The sequence below is a fragment of the Paenibacillus jiangxiensis genome (assembly GCF_046098255.1).
GTDB classification, from domain to species: Bacteria; Bacillota; Bacilli; order Paenibacillales; family Paenibacillaceae; genus Paenibacillus; species Paenibacillus jiagnxiensis.
Window position 1 is genome coordinate 125036 of sequence record NZ_JBJURI010000007.1, and the last position, 12348, is coordinate 137383.

11 protein-coding genes are annotated in these 12348 nt (G+C 51.8%); 2 read left to right on the forward strand and 9 right to left on the reverse strand.

The genetic code is table 11. The features are described from left to right. Positions 1 to 40: 40 nt before the first annotated feature. From ACI1P2_RS09555 to ACI1P2_RS09565, 3 genes are all read right to left on the reverse strand, one after another. Positions 41 to 1354, reverse strand: a complete 1314-nt coding sequence (locus ACI1P2_RS09555) for an ABC transporter substrate-binding protein (protein WP_355319083.1) — start codon at positions 1352 to 1354, stop codon at positions 41 to 43. Between the two features lie 189 nt (positions 1355 to 1543). Next, positions 1544 to 2380 carry a carbohydrate ABC transporter permease gene (locus ACI1P2_RS09560; protein WP_355319085.1) on the reverse strand — a complete coding sequence of 279 codons (837 nt, stop codon included), beginning with the start codon at positions 2378 to 2380 and terminating at the stop codon, positions 1544 to 1546. After that, on the reverse strand, positions 2380 to 3261 hold the full coding sequence (locus ACI1P2_RS09565) for a carbohydrate ABC transporter permease (RefSeq protein WP_355319087.1): 882 nt from the start codon (positions 3259 to 3261) through the stop codon (positions 2380 to 2382). The genes ACI1P2_RS09560 and ACI1P2_RS09565 overlap by 1 nt, the downstream gene beginning before the upstream one ends. A gap of 163 nt (positions 3262 to 3424) precedes the next feature. On the opposite strand from ACI1P2_RS09565, the gene ACI1P2_RS09570 reads away from it, so the two are divergent. After that, a complete protein-coding gene (locus ACI1P2_RS09570; protein ID WP_355319089.1) occupies positions 3425 to 5215 on the forward strand; it encodes a cache domain-containing sensor histidine kinase in 1791 nt (596 codons plus the stop codon). Between the two features lie 2 nt (positions 5216 to 5217). Continuing rightward, a complete protein-coding gene (locus ACI1P2_RS09575; RefSeq protein WP_355319091.1) occupies positions 5218 to 6921 on the forward strand; it encodes a response regulator in 1704 nt (567 codons plus the stop codon). Positions 6922 to 7371: 450 nt separating this feature from the next. Here the strand turns inward: ACI1P2_RS09575 and ACI1P2_RS09580 are convergent, their stop codons facing one another. The 6 genes from ACI1P2_RS09580 to rnhA all read right to left on the reverse strand — a co-directional run bounded on the left by ACI1P2_RS09580 (position 7372) and on the right by rnhA (position 12249). Beyond that, positions 7372 to 7533, reverse strand: a complete 162-nt coding sequence (locus tag ACI1P2_RS09580) for a hypothetical protein (protein ID WP_408976185.1) — start codon at positions 7531 to 7533, stop codon at positions 7372 to 7374. A gap of 3 nt (positions 7534 to 7536) precedes the next feature. Then, positions 7537 to 8478, reverse strand: a complete 942-nt coding sequence (locus ACI1P2_RS09585; RefSeq protein ID WP_355319093.1) for a bile acid:sodium symporter family protein — start codon at positions 8476 to 8478, stop codon at positions 7537 to 7539. 238 nt (positions 8479 to 8716) lie between these two features. After that, positions 8717 to 9499, reverse strand: coding sequence for a Cof-type HAD-IIB family hydrolase (locus ACI1P2_RS09590; RefSeq protein ID WP_355319095.1), 783 nt, complete (start codon positions 9497 to 9499; stop codon positions 8717 to 8719). A 625-nt stretch (positions 9500 to 10124) separates the two neighbouring features. Continuing rightward, positions 10125 to 10271 (reverse strand): hypothetical protein, encoded by a 147-nt coding sequence (locus ACI1P2_RS09595; RefSeq protein WP_355319096.1) that lies wholly within the window; start codon positions 10269 to 10271, stop codon positions 10125 to 10127. A gap of 29 nt (positions 10272 to 10300) precedes the next feature. Continuing rightward, complete coding sequence (locus ACI1P2_RS09600; RefSeq protein WP_355319098.1) at positions 10301 to 11422, reverse strand: hypothetical protein; 1122 nt, start codon at positions 11420 to 11422, stop codon at positions 10301 to 10303. 161 nt (positions 11423 to 11583) lie between these two features. Beyond that, the gene (gene rnhA / locus ACI1P2_RS09605; RefSeq protein ID WP_355319100.1) at positions 11584 to 12249 is read right to left on the reverse strand and encodes a ribonuclease H; all 666 of its coding nucleotides are present in this window, start codon (positions 12247 to 12249) and stop codon (positions 11584 to 11586) included. Positions 12250 to 12348 lie beyond the last annotated feature (99 nt).

Here is a 12348-nt window from a genome sequence, read left to right on the forward strand (position 1 = left end):
GTTAAGTTAACAGCTTATTTGGCCAACTGCCATGGGAATGTCATTTTGCCTTCAGATTGTTCCATGTGTTCTGAAACTCTTCCAGCAGCTGCTCTTTATTCAACTTGCCCGCTGCGTACGCCTGCATGGAGCTTCCGAATTCCTGGGCTGCTCCTTCAGGGTAGTTGCTGAAGTTCCAGTTCATCACTTTGTTTTGCTTGCTGTAGTTCACTACCTCTGTTCCCAAATCACCCAGATCCTCAGGTGATGCTTCAATGCTCTTCAGGGCAGGAATGAACTTGAACTCCTTGGTGATATAGCGTTTGCCCTCTTCAGACGAGACCAGCCAGTTCAGGAATTCCTTAGCCTCATCCTTCACCTGCGAATTTTTATTCACGACCCAGTTGTTGGCGACACCAACGAATAATTTATCATTGCGCTCAGGATCATCATTAATCGGCATCGGTAGAATGCCCAGGTTCAGGTCGGGATTGATGCCATCAATCTGCACCTGCGTCCAGTTGCCCTGCTGCATCATGGCCGCCTGGCCCGTGGCAAAGGTCGTTACCTGTGTGTTGTAGTCTGTCGTCAGCGGATTTTCATTGCCGTATTTCAGCGTCAGGTCAAACACGTTGAACCACTGTTCAAAGATGGGATTGCCGGCAAACTGCTGCGAACCGTCATTCAGGCCGGCAATGAACGCCGCCGGATCGTCCTGGTTGGCAAAGGCCACATTCAGCAAATGGTTGCCGAACACCCACCACTCCTGATACCCGTTGGAGAACGGGGTAATTCCCGCTGCCTGCAGCTTCTTCGCCGCAGCCTCCAGCTCCGTCAGTGTCGTTGGAATCTCCGTGATGCCTGCTTTGGCGAAAAGATCCTTATTATAAATAAATCCGTAACCTTCCAGGTTCAACGGCTGTCCATACAGCTTGCCGTCCTTGGTCATAGGTTCCTTGGCAACATCCACGACATCTCCAACCCACGGCTGGTCGGACAAGTCCTCCAAATACTCAAGCCAGGTATCCAGCTCGCGATAACCCCCGACGTTGAAAATATCCGGCTGCTCGCCAGCCGCAAACTTCGCCTTCAGCGCCGCGCCGTAATCGCTTCCCCCGCCGACGGTCTGAATGTCCAGCTTGATGCCGGGATGCGAGGCCTCATATTCCTCCTTCAGCCGGTTCATCGCTTCCGCAATTTCCACTTTGTACTGGAAAATATGAATCGTTTTTTCGCCGTTCCCGCTATTCCCGCTGTTCCCGCCGCTTCCGCCTTCTGCCGCGCTGCCCCCGCCCTGCTGGCCTCCGCCGCAGCCTGTCAAAATCAGTGCCATTGCCATAACGAGTATGAACGATAATTTAAAGAGTTTTTTCATGTGCCGAATCCCCCTTGATATGGTATGCCGCCTGTTGCTGACTTACGAATTTTCCACTTGATGAAAACGCTTGCCTTTTTTATGATATCAGGAAGAGTCGACTTCAAAGCATACGGCTTCCTGTTATCGCAAGAATAACTGCTGCTAATCGCGGTCTGGCATTTTAGAGTTACATTGATAGAGTTTTTCTCAGCCCTTCACCGATCCGGCGGTAATGCCGTGGATAATGTATTTCTGCATGAGCAGGAAAAATGCGATCACCGGCAAAATGCCAAGCACGAGGGCGGGCAAGGCCAGATCCCACTGTTTCGTGTATTGACCGAAAAACGCATAGGTTGCGATCGGAATCGTACGCAGCTCCGCGCTCTGCAGCACCAGCGAAGGCAGGAGGTAATCGTTCCAGATCCAGAGGGTGTTCAGGATGATGACCGTGACAAGCATCGGCTTCATAAGCGGGTAAACGATGCGGAAGAACACCCCGTAAGGATTGCAGCCGTCAACCCGGGCCGCCTCCTCGATCTCCACGGGTACCGACTTCACGAAGCCGTGAAAGAGGAAGATGGACATCGGGGCGCCAAAGCCGAGATAACAGATCACCAATCCCCATATGCTGTTCATCATGCCGAGACCGCTTGCCACCTTGACGAGCGGAATCATGACAGATTGGAACGGAATCACCATTGCCGCCACGAAGAGGGCGAACAGAATCCGGTTGTACCGCGAGTTGTGCCGCACCATCCGGTAAGCGGCCATGGAACTGATCAGGACGAGCAGCAGATTGCTGACCACTGTAACCTGCAGCGAATTCCAGAACACCTGCGGAAAACGGGTAATGCTCCAGGCCCGTGCATAGTTGTTCCATTCAAAGGCCTTCGGCCACGCTGCCGAGTCCATCAGCAGATCACCGAACGTTTTGACAGAATTCACAGCGAGAAAATAAAAGGGGACCAGGAACAGCAGGCCAACCGCGATCATGACCAATTCAGCGGCAAAGGTGCCAAGCCGGTAGCTTTTTCCGGTAAACATCAGGCTTCCACCTCCCTGCTCTTGGTAAGACGGACCTGCAGGCTTGTGACCAAGGCTACTATAATGAAAAAGATGAACGCTTTGGCCGTGCCCAGTCCATAACGATTGTTCACGAACGCTTCATTGTAAATGTTCAGCGCAACGGATTCCGTCGATCCGAACGGACCGCCCTTGGTCAGGGACAGATTGAGGTCGAACATTTTGAAGGACCAGGATATGGCCAGAAAAAGACACACCGTCACCGCAGGCATGATGAGCGGTATAATAATTTGCCGTAGCACCTGCATCCTGCTTGCCCCGTCAATGGAGGCCGCCTCCAGAATGTCCTGCGGCACATTGGTCAGGGATGAGATGTAAATAACCATCAAATAACCTGCCGTCTGCCATATAAATACAATAATAATTCCCCAGAAGGCGGTGACCTCATCTCCGAGCCACGGCAGCTTGAAGAAGGAAAAACCCGTTGCGGCGCCTATGGATGAAAACCCTTTCACAAATATGAACTGCCAAATAAAACCGAGCAAAAGACCACCGATGACGTTGGGCATAAAAAAGACCGTACGCAGTACATTGCGCGATTTCAACGGTTTGATCAGGAAATAAGCCAGGATAAAACCCAGCACATTGCTCAGCACGACCGATGCCACGGTGAAGCGCACGGTGAACCAGAAGGCGGTTCGGAATTTAGCGTCCTCCAGCAGAATCTGCCGGAAGTTGTCCAGCCCTACCCAGCCCGCCTGGTTGGATACACCGTTCCAGTCCGTGAACGAATAGTACATCCCCAGCAGAAAAGGGACGACAATGATGATGGCAAAAAACAATGTGGATGGACCCACGAATACAAGCTGCTGCAGCAGCTGCGATGTTTTGGCCCGGTGCATTTGCATCTCCCCTTTTGTGTTTGGCTTGCCGTTCCCTCATTATGAATGACCGCTGTAGGGATGAATATGGAGAATTCTGCGCCTTTAGGAGGAAAATATTGACCTTCTCGCGCCCCTCCAGAGATAAAAGCACAATTACCACTGCTGAAAGGGGAATACAACCGTGAAGTTCCGCAGCATCCGCTTCCGGCTCAGTGCCTTCATGCTTGCGGCAGTCGCCATTCCGCTGCTGCTGTCGATGACCATCACCTTCCTGGTGACCAAGCAATCCTTGCGGGAGCAGACGACCGCGGAGAATGAACGGCTTATTTTTCAGGGAGCCGTAAACCTTGAACATTACCTGCAGAGCGTGAACCAGGCTTCCATTGCTGTGTACAAGGATCCGCATTTTCTCACCAATCTCACCCGGATTCCGAACGATTACCGGGCGGCGGCTGAAATCTACACGACGCTGGAGACGATCCGCAACACCGTGCCGGGAGTCGTCAGCGTATATATGCATTCTTATGAAGCGGGCCAGTCCACGCTTATCACAGGCAGCGCGCCCAAACGGGGGCTGCGGGAGCACTCTTATACCGAAGATGTACCGTACCGCAGCAACAGCCTATATATTGAAGCATCCCACCCCACCCATCTGTACGGGTTTTCTTCCCCTGGACCCGCTTACGGAAAGGATGCGAAGGTGTTTACCCTTCACCGCTCGATCCAGAGTATCCCCTCCCCGCGCAGGCTGGCCGATCTCGCCATTGACGTTAGCCTGGATACGGTCCGCAGCATCTGCAGGGAGCTGTATCAGGAAGGAAGCGAGCAGCTGTATCTGCTGGATTCCGCAGGTGTTGTGGTCTACAGTGGAAATGAAACCATGATCGGACAGAAGCTGGAAAACCCGGACCTTATCCGTGGCATAAGCGGCGAGCAGGATCAGGGATATTTTGAAGAAGGTGAAGCCCTTCATGTGTACCAGAAGCTGAATGCGGAGCTGTCCGGCTGGACGCTGGTCAAGCAGATTCCCTATGAAACGCTGTATGCGCGCGCGACCCGCCTGACGGAGATTAATGCAGGCATTACCGGCGCCGCACTCTCCATTGCCATCATCGGCACGCTGCTGATCTCCATCCGGATTACACAGCCGATCAAGCAGCTGCTGCGGTACATGGAGAAAATTCAGGCAGGACATCTGGATGTTGACATCCGGGTGACGAGCCGGGATGAAATCGGGGTGGTCTTCCGCCGCTTCCGCCGCATGATGGATACCGTCAACAACCTGATCCTGCGGGAGTACCGCCTGGAGTTGGCCAATAAGACCAACCAGCTAAAGGCGCTGCAGGCGCAGATCAATCCCCATTTTCTGTACAACACCCTGCAGTCCATCGGTACGCTGGCACTGCAGCATGAAGTGCCGCGCATCTACTCCCTGCTCTCCTCCCTCTCCAGAATCATGCGCTACAGCATGAAGGAGAGCACGGTTGTTCATTTAAAGGATGAAGCGGAGCACATACGGATGTATCTTGATCTGCAAAAAGAACGGTTCGGCGATCAGTTTGACGTGATCTTCGATTGGGAGCCGGGGGTTCTGGAGGAGCAGGTACCCAAAATGATTCTGCAGCCGATTGTCGAAAATTACTTCAAGCACGGGATGGATGCCCGCCTCGGCAAGACATTGCTGCGAATTTCCGGCACCCGGACGGCCCCAGGCATGGTGCGCCTGACGATTGAAAACACGGGCCTGTCCATACCACAAGACAGACTGGAGCAGCTGCGCAGCCTGCTGTCCCGCAAGGCTGACGCGGCGGTGCCGGAGGAGCAGACAGCTATGGATGAGCCTATCGGGCTTCGCAACGTCCTGTTGCGGGTCTGCCTGTATTCAGGAGAAGCGGGCCGCCTGGACATCGCGAATATTGAGCCGCATGGCGTTCGGGTTATTCTGGACATCAGAACAGAGGAGCGTGAGTGAACATGAAAGCCTTGATCGTGGACGATGAACAACACGGAAGAGCCGCCATCCGTCTTCTGGTCGACTGGCAGGCGTACGGCATCACCGAGGTGCTTGAAGCAGAGGATGGCGGGCGCGCTATTCAGCTGGTTTCAGAGGAAGCGCCGCAGATTGTGATTACGGACATGAGAATGCCCGGATATGACGGTACCAGGCTGATGGATTGGCTGCAGGCCCATGCGCCGCTTACGAAGGTACTGGTCGTCAGCGGACACGATGATTTCCAGCTCGTCCGCCATGCCATCCGCTGCGGCGGCACCGACTATATTCTCAAGCCTGTCGAACAGGCCGAGATTAACGAAGCTTTGTCCAAAGCGGTGGCGGCCTGGGAGGAGGAGGAACAGCAACGGCTGCACCTGACCCTGCAGGCCATTGAGGTCAATCAAATGCGGCCGCACTATGCCGACAAGCTGCTGACCGAGCTCGTTCTGGCCCCGGCAGGCTCGGCCAGCGCCCTGCCCCGCCTGGCTGAAAAGCTGCCGTTGCCGCAGGACGCCGCCGTGTGCTTTGCCGCTGTCCTCAGCCTGGCTCATCTGGATGACACTGTTCTGGCTAAATACCGGGCAAAGCGTCAGCTTCTGTCATTCACCATCCTGAATATATGCAGTGAAATTTTGGAACGGTCCGGGGCGGGGATTGCCTTCAGGCATCTGGAGAACACGGATGAAGTCGTGATTCTGCATTGGGGTGAGCCGGATCAATTCGGGGAGAGGCTGAATGCCATGAATACAGGATTTTGTATGGCGCTCGGCAGGCGGATGCATTTCGGTATCGGACCGGCCGGCCCTTTCCCGCAGGGTATGTCCGCCTCGTATCAGGCGGCCCGCCAGGCCTTGTGGCGGCGCAGCCTGATCCATACGGCGAACGGTCTTCATACGGCAGACGGTCTTCATGCGACGGTCAGTCTACACTATGCGGAGAAAGGCGGCGAAGCGCAGTCCAGAGCCCTTCGACTGATGGACGCAGAAGAAAAACTGCGGCTGGTTGTTCTCAGCGGCAATCCAGACAAAATAGCCGAGGCGGCGGCCGAGTGGATTGACGAAGCGGCCTCCCGGCTGCCAGATCTGACCGCCGAGCAGATGCGGGGCTGGAACCGGGAGCTGGACTGGATGCTCGGCCGCTGGCTGGACGACCGGCCGGAGGATACGGCCGGAGAAGATCCGGCACAGCCGGAAGCGGCGGCGGCCGTTCTGCCTGTCGACGAGGAGGGCATGCTCTCTCTCCCCGTCTGGAAAAGCGGATTCGCCAAGCGGCTGCAGGCCGCAGGCCGGGCACTGGCGCTCGCGCAGGCTCACGCGCCGGAAAATCATATCATCCGCGACATCGCCGCATATCTGGATGCCCATTACGCCGATGAAATCACCCTGCAAGATATTTCAAACAGGTTTTACCTCAGCCGGGAATACATCTCCCGCAAGTTCAAGCAGGAGTTCGACGTGAATCTGTCGGAATATCTGACCCGGCTCCGCATCCGCCAGGCCAAGCTGCTTCTGCTCAATCCCCGTCTGCGCCTGCAGCAGATCTCGGAAATGGTCGGCTACCAGGACGAAAAGTATTTCGGCAAGGTGTTCAAAAAACTGGAGGGCATAACCCCGGGAGAGTACCGAAAAGCCGGGGCGGAATCGATTCAGACATACGGGCATACGGCAGGTAATCAACAAGCTTAAAGCGATAGTCAGCCAGGGAGGCGTGGTAAGAGGAAGGCACTGGTCAGCAGTTAGTCGTGAGGCAACGGATAGGCGTGAAGGCAGCATTAGGCATAATTTACAGGCAGACGTGAGGCAGCTTAGAAGTACGAGATAACAGGTAGGACTAAGTGGAAACGACAGGATAAGTAGCTTCCAACGTTCTGGCGGACTGAGATGACGCTATTCACACAACTCAGCCTCTCCCGAGCTAGTTTGCGGACCGTAAAGCCCTTATCGACCCACTTATCTTGCAAAACAGTGCAGATTTACTAAAATAGCGGCATCTCTGTCCGCAACCAAGCAAAAAAAGCCGTTTTTTACTGTAATAAGGGCTCTTCAGTCCGGTTCAACTGCTCCCTATAAGAAAAACGTCTATCGACGCACTTACACTGAAGACAGGCAGCATCTAGCGAATGTTTTCTTACGATCTCAGGAAGCTTGTGTTTTGAGGTTCATACTTTCCAACATCTTAACTAAAATACGGCGGCTCCACATATCACCGAAGTGATTTTGGAACCGCCGCTTATGGCATACATATTCAAGCTGCATATTTAAGCTCATATTCAAGCAGCCCGGCAGGGCATCTGTCATTCATTATGCAGACTGCTTGCGCTCCTCGCGGCGTGCAAACCAGGTGGCCAGCAGAGAGCCGGAGATATTGTGCCATACGCTGAAGATTGCGCTTGGCACGGCAGCAACCGGGTTAAAGTGCGCGGCAGCCAGCGCTGCCCCCAGACCGGAGTTCTGCATGCCTGTCTCCAGCGTAACGGCCTTGCGCTTCGCCAGATTCATGCCGAACAGCTTGGCGAACCAGAAACCGAGCAGGTACCCAAGCCCGTTGTGCAAAATGACAACCGCGAAGATGAGCGGGCCAGTCTCAATAATTTTGGCCTTGCTGCCTGCCACTACAATGGCCACAATCAGCACGATGGCAATCGTGGATACGAGGGGCAAAGCCTTAACGCTCGCTTCGGCCTGTCTGCGGAACAACGCCTTCACAATGACGCCGAGCACAATCGGGATGATCACCACCATCAGGATATCCTTGATGAGCGATGCGGCGTCTATGTTCATCCAGCGGCCAGCCAGCAGGCTGATCATGAAAGGTGTTGCCAGCGGAGCAATCAGAGTCGATACGGACGCGATGGATACGCCAAGCGCCACATCCCCTTTAGCCAGCAGGGTCATAACGTTGGAGGCGGTGCCGCTCGGACAGCAGCCCACGAGAATGACGCCGACGGCGATATCCGGCGGCAGCTGCAGCAGCAGAGCCAGTCCGAACGCCAGCAGTGGCATGATCAGGTAGTGCCCCACAACACCGATCGCCACATCCAGCGGTCTGCGGAACACCTCGCGGAAGTCGGCCGAAGACAGTGTCAATCCCATACCGAACATGACGATGCCGAGGAAAATCTGTATATACCCCTTCAACCCCGTAAAGACATCAGGGACAAAAAAACCGAGCAAAGCAAACAAGATCACCCAGACAGAAAACGTGCTCCCCACAAACTTGCTTATCTTTTCTACTGTGTTCACGTCCTTACATCCCCTCTACACATCATGTTAGTAATTTTTTTTAGTATGTATTGTACTACATATTCATACAGCATGACCACAATATTTTTTTAGCAAAGTGAAGCGTTGATGCAAAAAAAGGCCCGCGCACGGGCATTCCCGGCAGCAGGCCATATTAAGCTTATCCAAGAATCCCACCTTTTATAAGGCTGGCGGCTTTAGCCGTGGGAGTGTCAAAGGGCACTTATAGTAATTCGACTTATAACAATTCGGCGTATTGCAATCCGTGGCGGATTCCGCCTTCATCCACCGATTTGGTCACATATTTCGCAAAAGGCTTCACTTCCTCATGCGCATTGCCCATTGCGATGCCCAGTCCTACATAAGACAGCATTTCCCTGTCGTTCAAACCGTCCCCGAACGCAACGGCCTCCTCCCTGCCGATGCCAAGATGCCCCAACACCGCTTCGATTCCTTTGGCTTTGGAGCCGCCCGCCGGAATAACGTCCATCGCTACCCGATGCCAGCGGACAAATTGCAGATCCTTGAAGGGTGAATCCGGCCCGGTGTAAATGTGCTCTTCATGCTCCTGGCAGTACAGCAGCGCCTGATACACCGCTTCTTCCTTCCAATATTGCGTCCGGTAGCCCGGAACCTCCACCCTTAAGGATTGAAAGGATTCCGCCACAGCCTCATGCGCTTCAAAATTGGCATACCCGGCTGTGCCTCCCTGCATCACGATCGGATGATTATGCGACAATGCCAGCGTCTCCAGCCGCTCCAGCGTTTCCTTGGAAATGGGATGCTCGTAAACCGGTTTTCCCTTATACACGACATAAGAACCGTTAAAGCTCACAAAAGAGTCAATATCCAGCTGTTGAGCATAATGTGTGAAGTAGTATGGCGCTCTTCCCGTGGCGATAAACACCGGAATGTCCTTTCCCTTAAGCTCCCGGATGGCGTCAATCGTATCCTGCGGAATTTGCTTTTCTTCATTTACCAAGGTACCGTCAATATCAAAAAAGACTGCTTTATATTTCATTACTGGGACCCCCGATTTCAGTTATGTTTCTCATTATTATAGAAAATTTTCAGGAAATCAATTATTTCCCTAGAGTTAAAACACAAACCCGTGGGAATGGTTTGCATATGATGTGCAGTATCTAACGGTTACCACAACCGTTATTGCTTCCAAGAACGTTGATTTCAAATTCTAGCGGTTGCCATGGCGCTTATTTCACTTCACGCGGGTATTTTCGCCGTGATTCAGAAGAATAGCGGCAGTCATAACCGTTAGAACTTGGAAAATGTCTTTTTTCGTAAAATAGCAGCTGCTGCAACCGTTAGATCTCCGAAAGGCGCTATAACAGGCTCGGAAACCAGAGCTTTTGCGGAATTCTGAAAAGGATCAGGGCCACAGGTTGTCTTGTGCAAAAGTTAATGCAGCGCTAGTTATACAGTATATCGAAAAGAGGGATGCGCATGAGGCAACTTGTGAAATTGAATCCTGAACATAAGACAACCGGACAAATGATTACGGAACATCTGGAAAGAATAAATCAACGGATTAATCGCCTGATTCAAGAGACGGAGAGAGCTTTGCATCAAACAAAAACGGACAGCGGGAACTGACCCGCTGTCCGTTTCGTTTATTATGATATGTAGGATTACACCCTGGGAGTTTGTTTTTTCAAATCGTTTAAATACGATTGGGTTTTGCGAATGACTTCATTGGTACGGTCGTTGGATTTCTTAACCTGTTCACGAATGAGCTGCGAAGTAGCAGTTACCTTTTTGGCGGATAATGCTTTCATTACAGGTACACCTCTCATCATTATTAAGATCATTCATTCTCATCCTGACCGTAAATCCCTGAAGCCTCAGTTCTCATGCTTTCAAACCTGACAACCAAATCCAGACTTAACCAGATGTGTTCAAATATTAAAGACAGTTCGATCTTAGCATACTCCTGACTGCCCATCAACGCCTCCTGGCGAGTATCATCGAGAATAATACGAATCCCCCACGTACTGCCATCATGCAGAGTCACACACTGACTGGCTTCTCCTCTCTCTAAATCTATGTAAATTTCACCGTCTTCCATCGATTTGACAATCCCGTCTTGGTGATGATCTATAGGTATTGCTTTAATTTTGCGGGAGTTTAAACCTTGAGAATGTTTATCCACGAACTCGTTATCATCCAATTTATAAATAATATAACAACAATCAAACGACAATGAATCCAGAAATTGAAGGTTCGGGTAGCGGACAAAAGAGGATAAGTTGTTTCTGATTTTATCCAGGAATGCACTGGTTTCCTCCACCCTATTCGCATAATAACTTATATCATCCTGGGTATGTTTAAGCTCTTCTATGTGAAGCTTCAGGAGTTGGCTCAGTTCCATGATTTTCTCTTCGTTTTTGTTTTTCACCTCTAACAGCTCATCGATCCTGCCCTCATAACTCTTGATCACTTTCTCGTCCAGGGAGGACTTCTTAAGGCTTTCCTTAAGCTTTGAAAATTTGAAATATTCATCCCGGATAAATGGAGATAATGCATCATACATAACTTTATGATTTTGCGCAAAAGCCTGGATGTGAAATAATTCATTTTGCGGGGTAGCCATATACCGAATCGTTTCCCGCCGAACGAACATATAGATTGCTGCTGCTGCGATGGCAATTCCCAGCGTCTTCTGTCCCCATCCTAAGCTTTGCCATACGGTATATCCAAAAACACCAGCTAATACAACACTAATGGCAGGGGTAATGAAAACTTTCCAGTTCTTAAATGCCCTGAATCCAACCTTGAGCATATTCTTATGAAGCAGCCATTCATTGTATTCCTCATTCCGATGTGTGACCTCAGCAGTATTCAAATAACCAAGCAGCCGATCCCATTTTTCAGATAGTAAATCCAGCTGCTCTTCCGGCGTTTTTCCCGAGTTATTCGTCATCGGCATCTCTATCCTTTTCAGAATTGGGAATCAATTCCTTTTCCCTTAGGATATGAATATGCTTGGTATTTTGAAAAAATCAACAAAAAAGCGTGCCGAATATAAAGTATTTCAGCACGCTTTAAAACATCCATTTTTTAACCGCCAGACTCCCTGCCGACAATCCACTACTTTCTGCCGTAATCCGCCTTAATTTCGCCCCATTCCCTGGTCTGCCACTTCAGAATTCGGTTCTGGTATGTATTGGTCCGTAGCCAATGCTCCGCCCGGTCTACAAGCTCCCAGATCTCCTTCGTCGATTCATCGCGCTTCAGCGTGGAGACTACTTGTTTCTGCCTTACCCACTTGAGCGCGTTGACCGAATCGCTATAAATGGTCTGGTTGCTTCCTAACTTCTTGAGGTAAGCCAGCGCATGTACAATGGCCAGAAACTCACCGAGGTTGTTGGTTCCCTTAGATATAGGACCGCAGGAAAAAAGCACTTCACCGGTTCGCGTGTCCACTCCCTTGTATTCCACGGGCCCCGGGTTGCCCCTTGTACCGACATCCACGGAAACGCTGTCATAATCGATCTCTTCCCGCGTACCGGCGGCTGCCTGTGTAGAGCGTGCGGCTGATGCCCCCGCAGTTTTAGCCGATCCGCCCTTCGCGGACTGGCTTCCCCAATATCCCTGCCAGCCCTGCGCATACGCCTTCTCCGCTTCCGCTCTGGATTCGAACGCCTTATACTTGGCGCCCGCGACGCCGTTCACCTGGGACTGGCACTCCCCCCAGCTTCCGTAAATGCCCGTTTTTTTACCGACCCATACCACATAATATTTTTGCTTTGCCATATGTCCTCCATTCTCCGGCAGTCGCTTGCCTGAACAACCTTTGCAGTTCGTATTTTACCGTTATAAACAAAAACTTCAAACTCTATCATATCCCGTTTT

Excerpts from the sequence above, each read along its gene's own strand:
- ACI1P2_RS09555 (WP_355319083.1), bottom strand. The coding sequence starts at position 1,354 with ATGAAAAAACTCTTTAAATTATCGTTCATACTCGTTATGGCAATGGCA.
- ACI1P2_RS09560 (WP_355319085.1), bottom strand. The coding sequence starts at position 2,380 with ATGTTTACCGGAAAAAGCTACCGGCTTGGCACCTTTGCCGCTGAATTG.
- ACI1P2_RS09565 (WP_355319087.1), bottom strand. The coding sequence starts at position 3,261 with ATGCACCGGGCCAAAACATCGCAGCTGCTGCAGCAGCTTGTATTCGTG.
- ACI1P2_RS09575 (WP_355319091.1), top strand. The coding sequence starts at position 5,218 with ATGAAAGCCTTGATCGTGGACGATGAACAACACGGAAGAGCCGCCATC.
- ACI1P2_RS09580 (WP_408976185.1), bottom strand. The coding sequence starts at position 7,533 with ATGACAGATGCCCTGCCGGGCTGCTTGAATATGAGCTTAAATATGCAG.
- ACI1P2_RS09590 (WP_355319095.1), bottom strand. The coding sequence starts at position 9,499 with ATGAAATATAAAGCAGTCTTTTTTGATATTGACGGTACCTTGGTAAAT.
- ACI1P2_RS09595 (WP_355319096.1), bottom strand. The coding sequence starts at position 10,271 with ATGAAAGCATTATCCGCCAAAAAGGTAACTGCTACTTCGCAGCTCATT.
- ACI1P2_RS09600 (WP_355319098.1), bottom strand. The coding sequence starts at position 11,422 with ATGCCGATGACGAATAACTCGGGAAAAACGCCGGAAGAGCAGCTGGAT.
- rnhA (WP_355319100.1), bottom strand. The coding sequence starts at position 12,249 with ATGGCAAAGCAAAAATATTATGTGGTATGGGTCGGTAAAAAAACGGGC.